This window comes from Synechococcus sp. A10-1-5-1 (genome assembly GCF_023115425.1).
Taxonomy (GTDB): domain Bacteria; phylum Cyanobacteriota; class Cyanobacteriia; order PCC-6307; family Cyanobiaceae; genus Vulcanococcus.
In genome coordinates this window covers 35,062-53,110 of sequence record NZ_CP096032.1, presented here as the reverse complement: position 1 = coordinate 53,110, position 18,049 = coordinate 35,062, and the positions used below count along the sequence as shown (strand labels likewise).

At 62.7% G+C, this 18,049-nt stretch carries 22 protein-coding genes; 14 read left to right on the top strand and 8 right to left on the bottom strand.

Translation table 11 applies throughout. From position 1 onward, the window contains the following. Window positions 1–60 precede the first annotated feature (60 nt). The 6 genes from MY494_RS00290 (at window position 61) to folE (ending at window position 5,419) form a co-directional block, all read left to right on the top strand. The gene (locus MY494_RS00290; protein ID WP_247910754.1) at window positions 61–894 is read left to right on the top strand and encodes a creatininase family protein; all 834 of its coding nucleotides are present in this window, start codon (window positions 61–63) and stop codon (window positions 892–894) included. A 108-nt stretch (window positions 895–1,002) separates the two neighbouring features. Next, entirely contained in the window at window positions 1,003–1,719 is a 717-nt protein-coding gene (locus tag MY494_RS00285; RefSeq protein WP_247910753.1) for an aldehyde oxygenase (deformylating), read from the top strand. An 81-nt stretch (window positions 1,720–1,800) separates the two neighbouring features. Further along, window positions 1,801–2,865: a long-chain acyl-[acyl-carrier-protein] reductase gene (locus tag MY494_RS00280; RefSeq protein WP_247910752.1), complete on the top strand. Its 1,065-nt coding sequence runs from the start codon at window positions 1,801–1,803 to the stop codon at window positions 2,863–2,865. A 47-nt stretch (window positions 2,866–2,912) separates the two neighbouring features. After that, the gene (locus MY494_RS00275) at window positions 2,913–3,902 is read left to right on the top strand and encodes an acetyl-CoA carboxylase carboxyltransferase subunit alpha (RefSeq protein WP_247910751.1); all 990 of its coding nucleotides are present in this window, start codon (window positions 2,913–2,915) and stop codon (window positions 3,900–3,902) included. Window positions 3,903–3,947: 45 nt separating this feature from the next. Beyond that, window positions 3,948–4,679, top strand: a complete 732-nt coding sequence (locus tag MY494_RS00270) for an SDR family oxidoreductase (protein WP_247910750.1) — start codon at window positions 3,948–3,950, stop codon at window positions 4,677–4,679. A gap of 20 nt (window positions 4,680–4,699) precedes the next feature. Continuing rightward, a complete protein-coding gene (gene folE, locus MY494_RS00265; RefSeq protein WP_247910749.1) occupies window positions 4,700–5,419 on the top strand; it encodes a GTP cyclohydrolase I in 720 nt (239 codons plus the stop codon). Between the two features lie 7 nt (window positions 5,420–5,426). Here folE and MY494_RS00260 read toward each other — a convergent pair whose 3' ends face one another. Next, a complete protein-coding gene (locus MY494_RS00260) occupies window positions 5,427–5,933 on the bottom strand; it encodes a hypothetical protein (protein WP_247910748.1) in 507 nt (168 codons plus the stop codon). Between the two features lie 9 nt (window positions 5,934–5,942). Continuing rightward, on the bottom strand, window positions 5,943–6,647 hold the full coding sequence (locus MY494_RS00255) for a phosphoribosylanthranilate isomerase (protein ID WP_247910747.1): 705 nt from the start codon (window positions 6,645–6,647) through the stop codon (window positions 5,943–5,945). Between the two features lie 55 nt (window positions 6,648–6,702). Here MY494_RS00255 and MY494_RS00250 point away from each other — a divergent pair, with 55 nt between their 5' ends. Further along, window positions 6,703–7,929, top strand: a complete 1,227-nt coding sequence (locus MY494_RS00250) for a site-2 protease family protein (RefSeq protein WP_247910746.1) — start codon at window positions 6,703–6,705, stop codon at window positions 7,927–7,929. Here the strand turns inward: MY494_RS00250 and MY494_RS00245 are convergent. Next, window positions 7,926–8,651 carry a lipoate--protein ligase family protein gene (locus tag MY494_RS00245; protein WP_247910745.1) on the bottom strand — a complete coding sequence of 242 codons (726 nt, stop codon included), beginning with the start codon at window positions 8,649–8,651 and terminating at the stop codon, window positions 7,926–7,928. The genes MY494_RS00250 and MY494_RS00245 overlap by 4 nt on opposite strands. Before the next feature lie 37 nt (window positions 8,652–8,688). Here MY494_RS00245 and MY494_RS00240 point away from each other — a divergent pair, with 37 nt between their 5' ends. Further along, entirely contained in the window at window positions 8,689–9,441 is a 753-nt protein-coding gene (locus MY494_RS00240) for a sulfite exporter TauE/SafE family protein (RefSeq protein WP_247910744.1), read from the top strand. A gap of 19 nt (window positions 9,442–9,460) precedes the next feature. Here the strand turns inward: MY494_RS00240 and MY494_RS00235 are convergent, their stop codons facing one another. Further along, window positions 9,461–9,928, bottom strand: a complete 468-nt coding sequence (locus MY494_RS00235) for a CRR6 family NdhI maturation factor (protein ID WP_247910743.1) — start codon at window positions 9,926–9,928, stop codon at window positions 9,461–9,463. Window positions 9,929–10,068: 140 nt separating this feature from the next. Here MY494_RS00235 and psaM point away from each other — a divergent pair, with 140 nt between their 5' ends. The 6 genes from psaM to MY494_RS00205 all read left to right on the top strand — a co-directional run bounded on the left by psaM (window position 10,069) and on the right by MY494_RS00205 (window position 13,143). Continuing rightward, the gene (psaM, locus tag MY494_RS00230; protein ID WP_247910742.1) at window positions 10,069–10,188 is read left to right on the top strand and encodes a photosystem I reaction center subunit XII; all 120 of its coding nucleotides are present in this window, start codon (window positions 10,069–10,071) and stop codon (window positions 10,186–10,188) included. A 258-nt stretch (window positions 10,189–10,446) separates the two neighbouring features. After that, on the top strand, window positions 10,447–10,761 hold the full coding sequence (locus MY494_RS00225; protein WP_247910741.1) for a hypothetical protein: 315 nt from the start codon (window positions 10,447–10,449) through the stop codon (window positions 10,759–10,761). Window positions 10,762–10,803: 42 nt separating this feature from the next. Further along, entirely contained in the window at window positions 10,804–11,814 is a 1,011-nt protein-coding gene (locus MY494_RS00220) for a protochlorophyllide reductase (RefSeq protein ID WP_247910740.1), read from the top strand. 78 nt (window positions 11,815–11,892) lie between these two features. Further along, window positions 11,893–12,387 carry a hypothetical protein gene (locus tag MY494_RS00215; protein WP_247910739.1) on the top strand — a complete coding sequence of 165 codons (495 nt, stop codon included), beginning with the start codon at window positions 11,893–11,895 and terminating at the stop codon, window positions 12,385–12,387. Window positions 12,388–12,397: 10 nt separating this feature from the next. Continuing rightward, window positions 12,398–12,877 (top strand): hypothetical protein, encoded by a 480-nt coding sequence (locus tag MY494_RS00210; RefSeq protein ID WP_247910738.1) that lies wholly within the window; start codon window positions 12,398–12,400, stop codon window positions 12,875–12,877. Beyond that, window positions 12,874–13,143, top strand: a complete 270-nt coding sequence (locus MY494_RS00205) for a hypothetical protein (RefSeq protein WP_247910737.1) — start codon at window positions 12,874–12,876, stop codon at window positions 13,141–13,143. The genes MY494_RS00210 and MY494_RS00205 overlap by 4 nt, the downstream gene beginning before the upstream one ends. Window positions 13,144–13,156: 13 nt before the next feature. On the opposite strand, the gene bchL is transcribed toward MY494_RS00205, so the two are convergent. The 4 genes from bchL to MY494_RS00185 form a co-directional block, all read right to left on the bottom strand. Further along, on the bottom strand, window positions 13,157–14,041 hold the full coding sequence (gene bchL / locus MY494_RS00200; RefSeq protein WP_247910736.1) for a ferredoxin:protochlorophyllide reductase (ATP-dependent) iron-sulfur ATP-binding protein: 885 nt from the start codon (window positions 14,039–14,041) through the stop codon (window positions 13,157–13,159). 256 nt (window positions 14,042–14,297) lie between these two features. After that, complete coding sequence (locus MY494_RS00195) at window positions 14,298–15,908, bottom strand: ferredoxin:protochlorophyllide reductase (ATP-dependent) subunit B (RefSeq protein ID WP_247910735.1); 1,611 nt, start codon at window positions 15,906–15,908, stop codon at window positions 14,298–14,300. Window positions 15,909–15,918: 10 nt separating this feature from the next. Further along, window positions 15,919–17,184: a ferredoxin:protochlorophyllide reductase (ATP-dependent) subunit N gene (locus tag MY494_RS00190; protein ID WP_247912074.1), complete on the bottom strand. Its 1,266-nt coding sequence runs from the start codon at window positions 17,182–17,184 to the stop codon at window positions 15,919–15,921. Window positions 17,185–17,305: 121 nt separating this feature from the next. After that, window positions 17,306–18,010, bottom strand: coding sequence for a TrkA family potassium uptake protein (locus MY494_RS00185; RefSeq protein ID WP_247912073.1), 705 nt, complete (start codon window positions 18,008–18,010; stop codon window positions 17,306–17,308). Between the last annotated feature and the right edge of the window lie 39 nt (window positions 18,011–18,049).

Here is an 18,049-nt window from a genome sequence, read left to right as displayed (position 1 = left end):
CAAGCAAAGATGCACAGGGCCACACTGTAGGGACGACCCTCCTTCTTCGAAGACAGCCCAATGGGCGAAGACGCAAACTCCCGTCAGGGGTCTCGTCGCCTCGATCACTTGAACTGGCCAGCCGTTCAAGCAGCCGCGCAAACCGCCGGAAGCACGGTGGTCTGGCCCTTTGGCGCCTTTGAACAACACGGCCCGCACCTCCCCCTGGGAACCGATGCGCTGTTTGCCGAGCGGATCCTGGATCAAGTGCTCGCGGCGTTGCCCGTTCAGGCCCCGATCTGGCGTCTGCCGGTGCAAAGTCTTGGCTTCTCACCCGAGCACCTGAGCTTTCCGGGGACCCTGAGCCTCCCAGCCGAACTGCTCCTTCGCAGCGTTGAAGTCGTCGGAGCTCAGCTGGCGGCAGCCGGTTTCCAGCGATTGGTGCTCTTCAACGGCCATGGCGGTCAAATCGCCCTCCTGCAGGTCGCGGCCCGCCAACTCCGCGCCGCCCACCCTTCCCTGGGGGTACTGCCCTGCTTCCTCTGGAGCGGTCCAAAGGACATCGGTGGCCTAATCCCCGAGCCAGAACGCAGCCAAGGGCTTCATGCCGGACTGGCGGAAACCAGCTTGATGTTGCAGCTGAACCCTGAGCTCGTCGGCCCCGAGCGTCCCATTGATGGCCTCCAGGCCCAAACCCCTCCCCAGGGCTGGAGTCTGGAGGGAGCCGTGCCCAATGCCTGGCTCAGCCAAGACCTCAGCTCCAGCGGTGTGGTCGGCGATGCCACCCAAGCAAGTCCAGCCTTGGGTGAGGCCCTTCAGCAGCGGCTGGTGCAGGGCTGGAGCGAGCTCTTCTCCAATCTCCTCAACAGTGAATGGCCGCCTAGGGAACCGCACACACTGCTGGCGCAGCGCTGAAGAATCGGGAAGTTCAAGCAAGCGGAAGTGGGCAAACGCTGCCAAACACCGTCTTGAGCTTGTGGAGATGGTTACAGTCAATTCCATTGCAACGTGTTCTCGGTAGCCATGGCGACCCTTGAAGCCACTGATCTGCCTACGGCGGGCGCGACTGCGCTTCCCGATTTCACCTGCCCGAACTACAAAGACGCCTACAGCCGGATCAACGCGATCGTGATCGAGGGCGAGCAGGAAGCCCACGACAACTACATTTCGATCGGAACCCTTCTGCCCGATCAGGCCGAGGAACTGACCAAGTTGGCTCGGATGGAGCTGAAGCACATGAAGGGCTTCACCGCCTGTGCCAACAACCTTGGTGTGACCGCCGACATGGCCTTCGCCAAGGAGTTCTTCGCTCCCCTGCACGGCAACTTCAAAAAAGCCCTCGATGAGGGCAAGGTTCCGACCTGCCTCCTCATCCAGGCTCTGCTGATCGAAGCCTTTGCCATCTCGGCGTATCACATCTATATCCCAGTTGCTGATCCCTTCGCCCGCAAGATCACCGAGGGCGTGGTGAAGGACGAGTACACCCACCTCAACTACGGCGAGGTCTGGCTCAAGGCCAATCTCGAGACCTGCCGTGAGGAACTGGAGGAGGCCAACCGCGAGAACCTGCCCCTGATCCGCCGCATGCTGGATGAGGTGGCCGGTGATGCAGCCGTGCTGCAAATGGACAAGGAAGACCTGATCGAAGACTTCCTGATCGCCTACCAAGAAGCTTTGACCGAGATCGGTTTCACCACCCGCGAAATCGCCCGCATGGCGGCTGCCGCCCTGGTCGGCTGAACACATCAGCCTGAACGAACCGGCGCTGGCCTTTAATCAGGTGTCTTCTTGGCCGGTGTGCAACCAGGAGAGCCCCCACGAATGTTTGGTCTGATCGGTCACTCCAGCAGCTTTGCGCAGGCCCAAGAGAAGGCCCGCGACTTGGGGCTTCAGGAGATGGCCGAGGCGGACCTGCTCTCCTGGTGTTCAGCGCCGCCTCAGCTGCTCGAAACCTTCGAGGTCACGAGCAAGACTGGGAAAACCATCCAGGGGACCTACATCGACTCCTGCTTCGTGCCGGAGATGCTGAGTCGCTTCAAGACAGCAACCCGAAAGGTTCAAAACGCCATGGAGTTGGCGCAGAAGAACGGCATCAATGTCACGGCCCTGGGGGGATTCACCTCCATCATTTTCGAGAACTACGACCTCTCGAAGTTCCAACAAATTCGCAACACCACCCTGGAGTGGGAACGTTTCACCACGGGGAACACCCACACCGCCTGGGTGATCTGCCAACAGGTTGAAACCAATGCGCCTCTTCTTGGCATTGACCTGAGCCGCGCCAAGGTTGCCGTGGTCGGCGCCACCGGTGACATCGGCAGTGCGGTCTGCCGTTGGCTCTCCCAAAAAACGGGAGTGGGTGAATTGCTGCTGGTCGCCCGGCAACAACAACGACTTTTGGACCTCCAAGAGTCCCTTGGCGGCGGTCGTGTCCTCAGCCTCGAAGAAGCACTCCCTGAAGCGGATGTGGTGGTTTGGGTCGCGAGCTTGCCCCAAACCCTGACGATCGATCAGGGGAGCCTGCGCAAACCCTGCCTGATGATTGACGGCGGCTACCCCAAGAACCTCGACGCCAAGGTGGCCGGAGAAGGTGTCCATGTCCTCAAAGGCGGCATCGTCGAGTTCTGGCAGGACATCAGCTGGCAGATGATGGAAGTTGTGGAGATGGAAAACCCCAAACGCCAGTTGTTCGCTTGCTTTGCAGAGGCAATGCTGCTGGAATTTGAGGGCATCCACACGAATTTCAGCTGGGGACGCAACCGCATCTCCATCGCCAACATGGAGCTCATTGGTGAAGCCTCCCTGAGGCACGGTTTCCGCGCCATCGGCCTGAAGCAATCCCCCACCAGCTCCGGCAACCCCGACCTTGAACTGGCCGCTGCCTAAGGCCCTCCGGTTCAACGCTCGCTCCCCTGCCCCTCACACCCGCTGCCATGGCCCGTCGTCCCCTGCTCGACTTCGAGAAGCCCCTGGTGGAGCTGGAGGAGCAGATCGACCAAATCCGGCAACTGGCCAAGGATTCTGAAGTTGACGTCAGTCAGCAGTTGCTGCAACTGGAGACCCTGGCGGCACGGCGGCGCGAAGAGATCTTCAGCAACCTGAGCCCGGCCCAGAAGATTCAGGTCGCCCGTCACCCTCAGCGGCCCAGCACCCTCGACTACATCCAGGTGCTGACCGATGAATTCATCGAACTGCATGGGGACCGTCGGGGCAGCGATGACCAAGCCCTCATTGGCGGGGTTGGTCGCATCGGCGAGCAAGGCGTGGTCCTGCTGGGGCATCAGAAAGGGCGGGACACCAAGGAGAACGTGGCCCGCAATTTCGGCATGGCCTCACCGGGGGGGTATCGCAAGGCCATGCGTCTGATGGATCACGCCGATCGCTTCCGTCTGCCGATCCTCAGTTTCATCGACACCCCAGGGGCCTACGCCGGTCTGCTGGCGGAAGAACAGGGTCAGGGTGAAGCCATTGCGGTGAACCTGCGGGAGATGTTCAAGCTGCGGGTTCCGATCCTCGCCACCGTCATTGGCGAAGGGGGCTCCGGCGGAGCCCTTGGCATCGGAGTGGCTGACCGGCTTCTGATGTTCCAGCACAGCGTCTACACCGTGGCCAGCCCCGAGGCCTGTGCCTCAATTCTCTGGCGGGATGCCGGCAAGGCGCCCGTTGCAGCGGAAGCCCTGAAAATCACCGCCCCGGATCTGCTGAAGCTGGGAATCATCGACGAAATCATTGCCGAGCCCTCCGGCGGCAACCACTGGGCCCCGCGCCAGGCCGCAGAGAACCTGAAGGCCGCCCTCATGCAACAGCTGGCGGTCCTCCTGGCCCTCAGTGAAGAGCAACTGGTGGATCAGCGTTACGCCAAATTCCGGCGGATGGGGCGCTACCTGGAATCCGGAGCCCAAGACACGAGCCTCAGCTCTTAAGGTTTTCTACGGTTTTATTGGGGCTCCTATGGCCCGCCAGCGCCCTTGAGCTCCTCTGCTTCCGCACTACCTCCCGTCGCCTTGATCACAGGGGCATCAAGGGGCATTGGAGCTGCCGCTGCACGGGCCTTTGCCAAAGCGGGCTATCAGCTCTTGCTCCTGGCCAGGTCCGAGCAGGATCTCGAGCAACTGGCCCAGGAACTTCGCAGCGACAGCTGCCGCGTGGAAACGATCTCTGTGGATCTTTCCAATCCCCAGGCCATTGCGCCTGCCCTCGAGAACTTGCTGGCCCGGGGGCTCGTTCCAACCGTGCTCATCAACAATGCCGGGGCGGCCTACACGGGCTCTTTGGCCGAGATGCCCCTAGAGCAGTGGCAGTGGTTGCTGCAGCTCAACCTGACCAGTGTTGTTCAAACCTGCCAGGCGGTCCTGCCAAGCCTCCGCCAGACCAGCGGTTTGATCATCAACGTCAGCAGCCATGCGGCCCGCAATGCCTTCCCGGAATGGGGGGCCTACTGCACCACCAAAGCCGCACTTGCCTCCTTTAGCCGCTGTCTGGCGGAAGAGGAACGCCAGCACGGGATCCGCGTCTCCACCCTCACCTTGGGTGCGGTAAACACCCCCCTCTGGGACAGCGAGACCGTCCACAGTTCTTTCGACCGGCGTGCCATGCTCACACCAGAGCGCGTGGCTGAGACGCTGTTGTCTTTGGCCCAGCAACCTTCCTCCAACGTTGTGGAGGACATCACCCTTATGCCCGCCGCGGGCGTTCTTTGAACGCAGCCCGGGATCTGTTCATGACTTCAACCCTGCCCTCGAGTATTCCCGGTCAGTTGGCCCCTGTGAGCCGGCGCATCCGCGAACGCCTTGAGTCTGCCGGCGTCCCCTTTCTGGCGAACGACAACATTGCCGAGCACCTGAAAGACGGTGAACTCGATCAACTCGAGATCGAGGTTGCAGGCAAGGTGCGCGAGCTGCTACGCAGCTTGGTGATCGATATCGATAACGACCACAACACTGAGGAAACTGCGGAGCGCGTCGCCCGCATGTACCTCCACGAGGTGTTCAAGGGCCGCTACCACCATCAGCCCAAGATCGCGAGCTTCCCCAACGTCAAAAAGCTTGACGAGATCTACACCGTGGGGCCGATCACGGTGCGTTCCGCCTGCTCACACCACCTGGTTCCCATCCTGGGCAACTGCTGGATCGGGATCAAGCCCGGTGATCAGGTCATTGGTCTCTCGAAGTTCTCCCGCGTGGCTGACTGGGTCTTCTCCCGTCCTCACATCCAGGAGGAGGCCGTGATGATCCTGGCCGATGAAATTGAGCGTCTGTGCGAGCCCCAGGGTCTGGCGATCCTGGTCAAGGCTCAGCACTACTGCATGAAGTGGCGCGGGGTAAAAGAGCCTCAAACCAGCATGGTGAACTCCATCGTTCGCGGTGACTTCCGCCACGACTCCAGCCTCAAGGCTGAATTCTTCGAGTTGGTCAAGCAACAGGAGTCGATGCTGGGCTGAGCAGCCCTCAAGGCGCTTGCACCGGGCCAATCGGGGTGGAGGCGATTCGTTTGACCTGGCCGTTCTGCTTCACCACGGCCACGACCATGAGGTTTTGACCGACATCCACAGGTGCCGGGACATAGCGAGTGCCCTGCGCTGTTTCGATCAACAGCCAGGTACGGTCAGCGGTCCCCTTCCGGTACCAGTGGAACTGGGGATTCGCGACAGCGGCATTGGCATCGGCCTGGAGGGTGGCCTGCAGCAGCTCCCCCTCAATGGCCTCACCGGCAATGACCAACGACTGCAAGCCATCGATCTGCTGCTGAATGGCTCCATCAAGCTCCAGATCAGCGGAGATCTGATCGCGGAACGTACGGATCTGTTGTTGGGCGCTCTCCGTGACACCAGGAATGCACTGCAGGCTCGCTCCCACCAGCCGGCAGCCCACCAAGTCCTGGGCCCGTGCACCAAGGCCTGACGCCAACGCGAGGGTCAAGCCCAAGAGCACGGGGGCGGAGCGCTGAGCGGCCATGGGCTCGATTTAGTTGCTCAAATCCTGGCGGAAGGGAGCCAAGGCGGCCACAAGCTGCTGCACTTTGGCCAGGTCCTTATCACCGGGAGCTCGCTCCACCCCACTGGAGACGTCCAATCCAGAGGGGGGCTGGTGTTGAAGCGCCTGCAACGCCGGGGCGATCCGATCTGGATTCAGGCCACCCGCGAGCCACCAGGGCAGAGTTGGCTGAAAGCCACTGAGCCATTCGATCGGGATGCGATGGCCCGTCCCGCCGAGCTGATCGGGAACCCAGGCATCGAGCAGCAACCCATCGACCACAGCCCCGTAGTCGGCCGCCCGCTGTAAATCGTCAGGCTGCCGAATTCTCAAGGCTTTCCAGAGCAGAAGATCAGGGCCCAGTGCCTGACGCAGTTGCAAGCAGCGCTCCGGGGTTTCTTGACCATGGAGCTGGAGCACCTGATGGCCTCCAGCGGGGCCCAACACCGGAACGTCCTGATCAGTGGGATCTGCCACCACCAGGACGCCCAGACAACGGCTGGAGGCCTGACGCACCGCCGAGAAGAGCGCAGGCCTCGCGTCCTGGGCCAACCAGCGGGGGGACGATTCGACGCCAATGACCCCGATGGCATCCACGCCAAGGGCGGCAACGGCATAGGCCTGCTCAGGGGTGCGCAATCCACAGACCTTCAACCAAGGCTGGGGCCCAAGCGAGGGATCTGGACGCGCCGTCATGCCGTGGCCCCTAGAAGCAGAACCTTTCTAGGATCAGGGCAAAGGACGAGGACGTGTGGGGGAAGGCTGGCAGTTGATGCGGATTCAGGGCATCCCCCTGCGCATTCACCCCAGCTGGTTTCTGATCTTGGCCCTGGCCACGGTGGCCTTCCAACAGCAGTACAGCCAGCAATTTTCAGCGCAAGCCCAGGAGCCCCTGCTCTGGGCCATTGGCCTACTGACCGCCCTGCTGCTCTTCGTCTCGGTGCTGCTCCATGAGTTGGGTCACTCCCTGGTGGCGCTGAGTCAGGGGGTCAAGGTCCGCAGCATCACCCTGTTCCTCCTCGGTGGGGTAGCCAGTGTGGAGCGGGAGTGCCCGACGGCCATGGGCTCCTTCTGGGTGGCCGCCGCTGGCCCCCTGGTGAGCCTGGCCCTCTCCGCCCTGCTGCTGCTGAGTACCCACAGCGCTAGCCATGCCTCTCCCCTGCTCGGGGCGATGGTGAGCGAGCTGGGTGGCCTGAATCTGATCCTGGCTCTGTTCAACCTGCTGCCCGGACTCCCCCTCGACGGCGGCCTCATCCTCAAGGCGCTGGTCTGGCAGTTCACCGGAAGCCAACGCAAGGGCATCCAGGTGGCCACCGCCAGCGGCAAGGTGCTGGCCTTCACCGCCATCGGCCTTGGTGCCTTCCTGCTGCTGCGGGGAGCGGGGGTAGCTGGGATTTGGTTGATGCTGCTGGGCTGGTTTGGCCTGGGGGCCGCCCGCAACCAAACGCAGATGCTCGCCCTCCAAAGCGTGCTGCGCCGACTGCAGGTCAAAGATGCCGCCCAAAGGCGTTTCCGGGTTCTAGAGGCCGACACCAAACTGCGGGAGCTCAGCCGGATTCGAGTGAGCGACGAGAACGGTCTAGCTGACTGGTTGCTGGTCTGTGATCGCGGCCGCTGGAAGGGATTCGTCACCGATGCTCCCCTGCAAAGCCTGCCCGTTCAGCGGTGGGATGAAGAAACCGTCGGAGACCATCTACAACCGCTCGATCAACTGCCGACCATCCGCGATGAGGCACCGCTTTGGCAGGCGATCCTGCAGCTCGACCAACCTGAGGTCAACCGACTCCTGGTGCTCGGTCCCGCGGGCTTACCCAGTGGCACGTTGGAGCGACCGGAGCTGGCAGAAAGGGTCCTGAAGGAACTGGGCGTCCGTCTTCCGCTACCCATCCTGGAAGCAGCGCGTCGCCAGGGCGTCTATCCCCTGGGAATGATGTTGCCGCCGGTGGCGCGCACCATCGAAAGCAATCCTGAGGCTTAAGGGGACAAGAAGGCTCCGCCCTCCAGCTGCTGGATCTGCTTCCACTCGCTGGCGTTCAGGTCCATCGTTTGTAGATCCCCTCCACAGAGGTGATCACGCGCCGCCACCTGCAGCGCCTCCATCACCGCCAACTCAGGCAAGGGATCCAGATCCGGAGCGGCACTGGAGAAGACCTCCTGCCAAAGCCCCTGGGACGGCTGAAGCAAAACGCTGCCGTGCTGCAGCAGGCAGGCCCCACTCCAGAGCTGGGCACTGCCGATGCGCTTGGCGCCGTTGGCCTGGATCAGATCAGCGGCCGTACCGCTGGCAAAACAGTTCCCCCGTTGCGCCGCCTCCGCGGCCTTGACGGAGCCGAATGCCAGCGGCACTCCCAACGCCTTGAAAGCCGCCAACAACCACTGGCAGACCTCGGCATAGGCCGTAAGCCGATGGGTCGTACTCGGCCGGCAGGCCAGGGCATAGGTCAACTCGCCGGAATGCAGCACCGCCCGACCACCGCTGGGGCGCCTGACCAAGCGCAAACGACCCTGCTGGGCTAGCGCCATCCAGCGGGGATCGATCTGGCGTTGATGCCGCCCGAGGGACAAGGTCGGCTGACTCCAGCGGTAGAGCCGAAGCATCGGGGACCCGCTCTCCTCGCACTGCTGGGCCAGCATCCAGCGGTCGATGGCCATCTGCCGGTTGCCGTCAGCCGTCAGCGGAGGGATCCAACGCCAGGTCATGGAGCTGACAGGATGCGCAATTGCAGTCGGCGACGCCATGACCTGGGAGCTCCTGCCTCTGCTGCCACTCGGCATCTTGGCCGGATTGCTTTCGGGATTGCTGGGCATCGGCGGCGGGCTGGTGTTCTCGCCCCTGTTGCTCTGGATTGGACTGCCGCCCCATCAGGCCCTGGCCACCAGCACCTTGGCAATCGTCCCCACCACCATGGCGGGCAGCCTGACCCACTGGCGCAGCGGTCAGGTGCCCAGACAAGCGGCCCTAGCGATCTGCGCGGGGGCAGCCTGTGGCGGGGGGCTCTTCAGCCGAGTTGGCCACAGCCTGGAGGGCTGGCAACTGCTGGCCCTGCAAGCCCTGATGTACGGGCTCCTGGCCGTGGTGATTCGTCCCAAACAAGCCAACGGCGAGACCCGCACCACTGTCCCCGTGCCCGGCCTGGTCGGTGTCGGTCTGGTGGCGGGGCTCTCCAGCGGGCTGCTCGGCGTCGGCGGCGGCCTGGTGATGGTGCCGCTGATGGTGCGAGGACTGCAGCTGGGGGTCTATCAAGCGATTCGGCTGAGCACGATGGCGGTCTTCGCCTCATCCCTGGTGGCTGCCATCACCTTCTGGGGCGACGGCAGGGCGCAACTGCTGATCGGCTTGGTCCTCGGGGCTACTGCCGCCTCGGCTGCCCAGTGGTCGGCCGCTCACCTGCAGAACGTGTCCGAACAACGTCTGGTGGGACTGATCAGGCTGCTCTGCATCCTGCTGGCCGTTGATGTGGGCCGGCGGGCCCTGCTGCTCTGGCTCTAGCAGCTGGGCTGGCCTGGATCTAGTGGTGCTGATGCTCTTTCCAGAAGCTGCCATCCAGCTCAAAACCGAGCACGGCCGCCATCTGCTCAAGGTTGCCGCGGCAGTTCAGGCCATACCCCCTGGACCAGTGATCCAACAGATAGAGGCGGTGGGTCATCCACAGCTCGAGGCTGTCTGGGGCGAAGCGGATCCCCTCGCTGCGGCTGAACTGGTGGGGCAGCAGCATCGCCACATGGCGGGTCAACTGACCGCTGCTGCGCTCCAGCAGAAGAGGCAGCCAAGGGCAGAGGGCATCAGCGCGAAGACTCCAGAGCCGCAGCTCCGTGATTTCGGAGAGCTCGCGGGGGTCTTCTGCTGCGCGGGGCCAATCGAAGTTGAGCGTGAGGCTGCCGCTGGCCTGCAGCAGGTCCTTGGGGTCCAAGGCAAACCAAGGCTGCAGGGGTTCGAGACTCTGGTCTTGAACTTGCTGCGCCGAGATCGACAGCATGCCCTCAGGAGCAAGACCAGACACCAAAGATCTCTTCAGGAGTGCCAATTGACCGTAGCGAGCCCATCCCCCAGGGGTGTCGAGCTGTGACAGGCCCAGGCTTCCTCCCTAGCCAGAACCACCATCTGCGTGAAAATGGGATGGTGTTTTTCTCGACGGTCATGTCCCTCACCCAGGCTGAAATTCTGATTGCCCTGGTGGTGGCCGCCCACGCTGGCGTGCTCGCAGTGCGTCTTGCCGCCAGCCTCTATCGCGCCTGATCCCTTGGCACGGGAGGGACGACCTGCTAGAAGCGGTGCGTCTCTCCCGACTCCTCTACCCCCTTGAGCCCCTCCCGATCTGCCCAGCTATCGCAGCGGCGATCTGCAAATCGGAGCAGAACTGCTCAAGAGTCCAAAGCTGAGCCCGTCCGTGGCCGTCGCCATTCAGGCCGCCCTCAGCAGCGCAGTGAGCCCAAGCTGAGCGTTGTTGAGCCAGAGCCGGCTCCGCAGCTCAGAGCTTCGAGCCCAACTCAGGAATTGCTCTACGGATCCATCGGGCTCTCCCTCAAGGTTGGCCTGTCCCTGGTGGCAGTCGTCAGCCTGGTGCGACTGGCTGGGGCCTACCAGGAGCGCCTGGATCGCTACGGGGAAATCACAGCCGTTCTGGATATCCAGAAAGCGAAGCTGCTCAAGGCCCAAAACCGTTTTGATCGCCTGTTCAACGTGGGCGGTGAGCAAAAGCTGATCCAAGAACAAGACCAGTGGATTGCGCCGAACCGCCTGCGGGTGGTCTGGAAGCAAGCCAGCCCGGATTCCAATCAGCAACCGTCCAACCCAGTCGCGAACCCCTGAGGCCTTTGCTTCCGTAAGTTGTTGCGGGCAGTTTTTGGGTCCATGACCGCCAGCAGCGAAACCAGTTCAAGCAACCTCCCGGAAACAGCCGGCCGTGCCGGTGCGGTGTTGGTGACTGGCACCACCTCAGGGGTTGGACTCAATGCCGTGAAAGCCCTGACCGATCGGGGTTGGACGGTGGTCACGGCCAATCGGGATCCAGTGCGTGCCGGAGCCGCAGCCGATGCCCTTGGCATTGCGCGCGAGAAGCTCCACCACATCCGGATGGATCTTGGGGATCTCGAGAGCGTCCGGGTGGGCGTTGAAACCCTGATCGATTCCCTGGGCTTCGGCCTCGATGCCCTCGTGATCAATGCGGCGGTCTACAAGCCGAGACTCAAGGAGCCTGAGCGCTCTCCCCAGGGCTACGAGCTCTCCATGGCCACCAACCACCTGGGGCACTTCCTGCTCATCCAACTGCTGCTGCCGCAGCTGCAGGCCTCACAGCATCCCTCCCGGCGGGTGGTGATCCTTGGCACGGTGACCGCGAACTCCAAGGAGCTTGGGGGCAAGATCCCCATCCCTGCGCCGGCCGACCTGGGCGACCTCAGCGGTTTTAAAGCCGGGTTCAAGGCTCCGATTGCCATGGCCAATGGCAAGACCTTCAAACCTGGGAAGGCCTACAAAGACAGCAAGCTCTGCAACATGATCACAACGCAGGAGCTGCATCGCCGCCTGCACGACTCCACGGGGATCGTCTTCAGCTCCCTCTATCCCGGCTGCGTCGCCGACACCCCGCTGTTCCGGAACACTCCGCGGGCCTTCCAGAAGATCTTCCCCTGGTTCCAAAAGAACGTCACCGGCGGCTACGTCAGCCAGGCTCTTGCTGGGGAGCGGGTCGCCCAGGTTGTCGCCGATCCAAGCTTCGGCACATCAGGGGTCCACTGGAGTTGGGGCAATCGCCAGAAGCAAGGCGGGAAACAGTTCAGCCAAGAACTCTCCGATAAAGCCAGTAACCCCGAAACCGCACAGGGGGTTTGGGAAGAATCGCTCAAGTTGGTCGGCTTGGGCTAGTCCAACGTCTCCCTTGCAGTAGGGATGACAACCCCTCATCCCTGATGTATGCCTACGGCAAGCCTTGCAGGGTTGCCGATGGGCAGGCCGGTGAATCCACTGAATGCCCAGGACCAGCCCCGCTGGTTCCTCTTGGCCATGGCGTGTCGGTGGCCCCTGGCCATTGTGCTCGCCACCTGGTCAGCAGCCTTGGCGGCCATCCAGATCCTGGGGCAACCCATTCCGATCGCCGTCAAGCGCCAAATGCCCTTTCCGGTGGTGCTGAAGGGACCGATTCAGGTTGAGAAGATTCTGACCCCGGTCCAGGTTCAGGCCAATGGCTCCCTGCCGGTCGCCGTCAGCGCCAGTTCGGCTCTCCCCGTGAAGGCCAATGAGTCCCTCCCCGTCGATGTGGGGCGAATTGAGAAGCCGGTGGCGGTTGAGAAGATCGTCGAACCCGTGGAGATCCTCAGCGATGAACCGCTGCTGGTGAATGGCGAGGTGGGGGTCAACCAGATCGGCGGCAACGTCACCGTCACCATCAAGGACGCCCTGAAATCGGTTTCCCCCCTACCGCTGCCCCCCCTACCTTGAGGCGCTGGCCATGACTCAACGCGTCCCCCTACTCCCCGCGCTTTCAGGCAGCGTGGTCCTGCTGATGGGCACGAGCCTCCCCACAGCCCTGGCTGAGACGGCCAGCAGTGCCTCAACAGCGGAGCAGCAGGCGATCTTGGAGCGCCTGCGGGAGCGACAGCAGGAAGAGCAGGAACGTTGGCGGCGCTTCGGCGATGTCGAGGTGGATTGGACAAGCTGGAAGCCCTTTGACAGTCACCCCTACGTCTGGATTACCCCCTGGCGGCGGGCCGTGACAAGGCCAACGGCCATCGGCGGCCTGAGTTGGCCTTCAACTCCAGACACCAATCCCAAGGGCAGCATTCCCGATCGGGCCTTAGCGGTGAACTGCCGCGACATGACCATCAACCGCAAGAGGGCTGGATCGAACTGGGGCGACTGGCGCGTTCCGGCCGTGGGCACCCCTGCTGAGCAACTCCTGCTGACTGCCTGCTCCAGCTTGAGCTCTTGAACAGAACTGCCCAGTCCTGCCTGCTGATGCTGCTCGGGTTCGGCGGTGGAGTCGCCACGGCACTGCTGCTCAGCGGCCAGGGCCCAGAACGGATTCAGCCCTTGCTTTGGCCCATGGCCACAGTGATCTGCGCTGCGCTTCTGGCGCAAGGGCTCTGGAGCATTGCCCGAGGCGGCATCCGCGTGGAGATTTTCACGCGGGCCCCCATCGATGTGGGTACCCGCGGCGGAAGCATCAAGGCCGAGGTGACCAAGGTGCGGCTCTAGGCCGGTACCAGCGTCAATCGAAGCCGAGCAGATCAAAGATCTCGCGATCCTTCAGCGGTTCTGCCTCCAGGGGCTTCACGCTCTCGAGCATCGACTGGGCGAGCCGCAGATATTCCTGTTGAACCGCCTCGACTTCGGGGGTGGATTCCATCTCAAAGATCGTGCACTTTTTCAGGCGCGAGCGACGGATCGCATCCAGGTCAGGGAAATGGGCCATGGTCTTCATACCGACCCGGTCGTTGAAACGATCGATTTGATCGGTGTCGCGGCTGCGGTTAGCCACGACCCCACCCAGGCGCACTTTGTAGTTCTTCGCCTTGGCTTGGATCGCCGCAATGATCCGATTCATCGCAAAGATCGAATCAAAGTCATTGGCCGTGACAATCAAGCAGTAGTTGGCGTGTTGCAGGGGCGCTGCAAAACCACCACAAACAACGTCTCCGAGCACATCAAAGATCACCACATCGGTGTCTTCCAAGAGATGGTGCTCCTTCAGCAACTTGACGGTCTGCCCAGTCACATAACCACCGCAGCCCGTACCGGCCGGAGGGCCACCGGACTCGACGCATTGCACCCCATTGAATCCACCAAAGACAAAGTCCTCAGGCCGCAGCTCCTCGGTGTGAAAGTCCACCCCCTCGAGGATGTCGATCACCGTCGGGACCATCTGCTTGGTCAGCGTGAAGGTGCTGTCGTGCTTGGGGTCGCAACCGATCTGCAGAACCCGTTTGCCCAACTTGGAGAAGGCCGCTGAGAGGTTGGAGCTAGTGGTGCTTTTACCAATGCCACCCTTGCCGTAAACAGCAATGACCAACGCCCCCTCTTCGATGTTCATCGAGGGATCTTGATGAACCTGAACGCTGCCCTCACCGTCGGGGCGCTTGAGCGTGGTGGTCATAAATCAAGGGAAAACCACAGCGAACAAAACCTGTGGTTTGAAGTCCTGCCACCATCCAAGGCCTGCCAGGGCTGCCGTGAGACACAGCCATGCAAAGCGAAACAGTTGAATCACACAAATCAGGGTTCGAACACAATGAACTAGGTAGCAATACTCAATTCATTGCCAATGGAGCGTTGGGCTGATACAGCTCAAAAAACATCCCCCGTGACCAGAGAACCTCCGGTCACGGGGGATGGGATCGACGCCGTGTGATTTAGCGGCTGAAGTGGGCCTTGGCTTCGTAGAGGGCTTCGCTGTCGATCACAGCGAGCCCCTGTTCGCGGGCGTAGGCCTCGGTGTTTTTACGGACCTTGCCGCGGACAAAGAAGGGAATCTTGGCCAGTTCCGCTTCGCCATCGGCACTCCAGCTCAGGATGCCACCAGCAACGGCAACCGCCGCCGGAGCGGGCTCCTCAACCGACGATGAGGCAGCGGGAGCACCATCCCCCAGGTGACTGCGGTGGCCGTCGACGAACTCAAAGTCGTGGCGGAACATGCCGATCAGGTGTTCCTCTAGCCCCATCATCAGGGGGTGGACCCAACTGTCGAAGATGACGTTGGCCCCCTCCCAACCCATCTGCGGGGCATAGCGGGCCGGAACGTCCTGCACGTGCAGTGGGGCACTGATCACAGCGCAGGGAATGCCTAGACGCTTGGCGCTGTGGCGCTCCATCTGGGTACCCAGCACCAACTCCGGTGCGGCCTCCGCCATGGCCGCTTCAACCGCCAGGTAGTCATCGCTGATCAGAGCCTCCAGCCCCAATTCAGCCGCCAGGGCTCTGACCTCTCGAGCCATCTCCCGGCTGTAGGTGCCAAGGCCCACCACTTGAAAGCCGAGTTCGCGACTGGCAATCCGAGCCGCCGCGAGGGCGTGGGTGCCATCGGCAAAGACGAACACGCGCTTACCCGTCAGATAAGTGGAGTCGACGGAGCGGGAATACCAAGGCAGCCGTGAGCGTCGCTCCGCCTGACACAGGCCATCGGCGCCGGGCTGCAGATCCACAGGCAACTCCAGGCCGAGCACGCCATGCAACTCCCGCAGGAACTCCACCGTGGCACCGATGCCGATCGGAACGGTTTTCACCGCCGGCAGGCCGAACTGACGCTCAAGCCAACTGCAGACCGAACCCGAGACCTCGGGATAGAGATTGAGGTTGGCGTCGGCCGTGGGAATGCGCAGCAGGTCAGCCGGCCGCGCACCCAGGGGAGCAACGACCGCGACATCAATGCCATAGCTCGCGAGCAGCTGCGTCAGCTCCCGCACGTCATCGCGGCAGCGGAAACCCAAAAGGGAAGGACCCAGCAGGTTGACCCGCGGACGCCGGTTCTCCGAGCGCCACCGGGTGGGATCCAACTTGGGTGCACCTGGCTCGGGCAACTGCGACTTCAGCAAGCTGCGAACCAACTGATAGAAGGTCTCGGCCGCCCCCCAGTTCTCCTTTTTCGAATAGGCCGGCAGATCCAGATTGACCATCGGAATTCCGCCCAGGTCCATGCCGGCCGCCAGAGCCCCGGGCTGGTCCTGGATCAACTCAGCCGTGCAGCTCTCACCCACCAGCAATGCCTCGGGCTGGAAGCGCTCAACCGCATCGGTGATGGAGCGCTTCACCAATTCAGCGGTATCACCGCCAAGGTCCCGGGCCTGGAAAGTGGTGTAGGTGACGGGCGGGCGCCGATCCCGCCGCTCAATCATCGTGAACAGCAGATCGGCATAGGTGTCGCCCTGCGGGGCATGGAGGACGTAATGCACCCCCTCCATGGAGGCGGCGATACGCATGGCCCCAACGTGCGGGGGGCCTTCATAGGTCCAGAGCGTGAGTTCCATCGGGGGCGAATCAGGAGAACTGCAAAGCGCCGCGGCGACGCAGGGGACGGGCAAAGAGTTCGGCCAGGTCTCCGGCCTGATCAATGCCATGAATGGGGCTAAAGACCAGCTCGATGGACCACTTGGTCGCCATCCCCTCGGCCTCAAGGGGATTGGCAAGGCCCAAACCACAGACCACCAAATCGGGGCGCTGCTGTCGAACCCGCTGCAACTGGTTTTCCACGTGCTGCCCCTCGCTGAGCTGCGTGCCCTCAGGCAGACGAGCCAGCTCTTGGGCCATCAACTGACGGTCGAGATAGGGGGTTCCGACCTCCACCAACTCCATACCGCATTCCCGAGAGAGAAAGCGAGCCAGGGCAGGCTCGAGTTGGGAGTCGGGCAGCAGAAAGAGACGTTTCCCCTCCAACACCTCCCGGTGAGGAGCCAAGGCGCGCCGGCCGCGCTCCACCAGGGGATCCAAAACAGCATCAATCTGGGCCTGATCGATCCCACAGGCCCTCGCCGCCGCCGCCATCCAGTCCCGGCTGCCCTCGACTCCGAAGGGATAGGGCGCCTCGACCAAGCTGGCGCCTCGATCCACCAGGGCCCGAGCCGTACCGGAAAGGTAGGGCTGGGCCAGAAGCAACTGGGTCCCCGGGCCCACTGCGGGGAGCTCCGTGGAGCGCCGCGGCGGCAAACTGGCCACCCGCTCGATGCCGATTTTGTGGAACAGGCCCACCAGTCGGTCCTCGACCGCATCAGCCAGGGTCCCGGCAATCAACAGCTGGGGCTGATCGCTCTTGGGCATCAGGGGAATCAGCGCCTGGAGGGCACTGTCCTCACCTTGGGTGAAGGTGGTCTCGATCCCGCTGCCGGTGTAGTTGATCACCGTCACGCGCCCGGCGTGCTGCTGGTTCAGCCGCTCGGATGCCTTGGCAAGATCCAGCTTGATCACCTCGCTGGGGCAGCTCCCAACCAGGAACAAGGTGCGGATCTCAGGACGCCGCTCCAAGAGTTGCGCCACAAGCCGATCCAACTCCTCATTGGCATCGGCCAAACCCGCCAGATCCCGCTCGCCAAGGATCGCGGTGCCGAAGCGAGGCTCCGCGAAAATCATCACCCCGGCGGCGCTCTGGATCAGGTGAGCGCAGGTGCGTGAGCCCACCACCAGAAAAAAGGCATCCGGCATGCGGCGGTGCAGCCAGACGATTGACGTCAGACCACAGAACACCTCCCGCTGGCCGCTTTCCTTCAGCGGTGGCGGCAAGGCTGTTGAAGCAACTGAGCTACTGACCATTGCAGTCAGCCCCCTTTGGTGAGCGCTATCGACCCGGGCTAGCTCCGCCATGGGGGCTAAGGGAGGCTTTGGGCACAAGCTGTCATTAACGGGGTGTGGGAAAGCGCACAAAGGGCGCTCCTCAACTTGCCGGCAGTGCCCGCAGGGAATCCTCAGAACCCATCACCACCAGCAGCTCCCCCTCAGCCAAGACGTGGGAGGCCGGGGGATTCACGTGCAGCTCACCAGCCGGTCCAGCCGCAAGGACATTGACGTTGTAGTGCTTGCGCAGGTTGAGATCCCGCAGGGAATGGCCGACGAATGCCTCCGGGACCTTGATTTCCTCAATGCTGCTGCGGTCATCCAGCCGCAACTGCTCCAGCAGGTTCGGGCGCACCAGCTCAACCCCCAGACGCTGACCCATCATTTTTGAGGGGAAGACGACGCGATCCGCACCGACACGCCTCAGCATCTTCATGTGGATGTCGCTGGTGGCGCGGGCGATCACCTGCTTGACCCGACTGCCTTCGGAATCTTTGCAAATCAAGGTGGCGGTGACGCTGGCCTCCAGCGGTTCGCTCATGGCGACGACAACCGTTTCCATGTCCAGCACCCCTGCTGCGCGGAGGGCCTCCTCATCGGTGCAATCCACCACCCGCGCCTCGATCGCTGGATCGATCTGACGCAGCTCGTCGATGGCGCGCTGGTTGGAATCAATCGCCAACACTTCCGCACCGGACTGCAGCAACTCCGAGCAGACCGAGGAGCCGAAACGTCCCACACCGATCACGGCGAAGCTGCCGCGGCGCACCCCGGCTTCAGCGCTCCACTGCCACCACTGATTCACAGCCACTGATTCACAGCCCGGTGCTCGACGACCCTGTTC

Excerpts from the sequence above, each read along its gene's own strand:
- folE (WP_247910749.1), top strand. The coding sequence starts at position 4,700 with ATGACTTCAACCCTGCCCTCGAGTATTCCCGGTCAGTTGGCCCCTGTG.
- MY494_RS00290 (WP_247910754.1), top strand. The coding sequence starts at position 61 with ATGGGCGAAGACGCAAACTCCCGTCAGGGGTCTCGTCGCCTCGATCAC.
- MY494_RS00260 (WP_247910748.1), bottom strand. The coding sequence starts at position 5,933 with ATGGCCGCTCAGCGCTCCGCCCCCGTGCTCTTGGGCTTGACCCTCGCG.
- MY494_RS00195 (WP_247910735.1), bottom strand. The coding sequence starts at position 15,908 with ATGGAACTCACGCTCTGGACCTATGAAGGCCCCCCGCACGTTGGGGCC.
- MY494_RS00255 (WP_247910747.1), bottom strand. The coding sequence starts at position 6,647 with ATGACGGCGCGTCCAGATCCCTCGCTTGGGCCCCAGCCTTGGTTGAAG.
- MY494_RS00220 (WP_247910740.1), top strand. The coding sequence starts at position 10,804 with ATGACCGCCAGCAGCGAAACCAGTTCAAGCAACCTCCCGGAAACAGCC.
- MY494_RS00285 (WP_247910753.1), top strand. The coding sequence starts at position 1,003 with ATGGCGACCCTTGAAGCCACTGATCTGCCTACGGCGGGCGCGACTGCG.
- MY494_RS00210 (WP_247910738.1), top strand. The coding sequence starts at position 12,398 with ATGACTCAACGCGTCCCCCTACTCCCCGCGCTTTCAGGCAGCGTGGTC.
- MY494_RS00275 (WP_247910751.1), top strand. The coding sequence starts at position 2,913 with ATGGCCCGTCGTCCCCTGCTCGACTTCGAGAAGCCCCTGGTGGAGCTG.
- psaM (WP_247910742.1), top strand. The coding sequence starts at position 10,069 with ATGGTGTTTTTCTCGACGGTCATGTCCCTCACCCAGGCTGAAATTCTG.
- MY494_RS00240 (WP_247910744.1), top strand. The coding sequence starts at position 8,689 with ATGACCTGGGAGCTCCTGCCTCTGCTGCCACTCGGCATCTTGGCCGGA.
- MY494_RS00280 (WP_247910752.1), top strand. The coding sequence starts at position 1,801 with ATGTTTGGTCTGATCGGTCACTCCAGCAGCTTTGCGCAGGCCCAAGAG.
- MY494_RS00215 (WP_247910739.1), top strand. The coding sequence starts at position 11,893 with ATGGGCAGGCCGGTGAATCCACTGAATGCCCAGGACCAGCCCCGCTGG.
- MY494_RS00235 (WP_247910743.1), bottom strand. The coding sequence starts at position 9,928 with ATGCTGTCGATCTCGGCGCAGCAAGTTCAAGACCAGAGTCTCGAACCC.
- MY494_RS00190 (WP_247912074.1), bottom strand. The coding sequence starts at position 17,184 with ATGGTCAGTAGCTCAGTTGCTTCAACAGCCTTGCCGCCACCGCTGAAG.
- bchL (WP_247910736.1), bottom strand. The coding sequence starts at position 14,041 with ATGACCACCACGCTCAAGCGCCCCGACGGTGAGGGCAGCGTTCAGGTT.
- MY494_RS00245 (WP_247910745.1), bottom strand. The coding sequence starts at position 8,651 with ATGACCTGGCGTTGGATCCCTCCGCTGACGGCTGACGGCAACCGGCAG.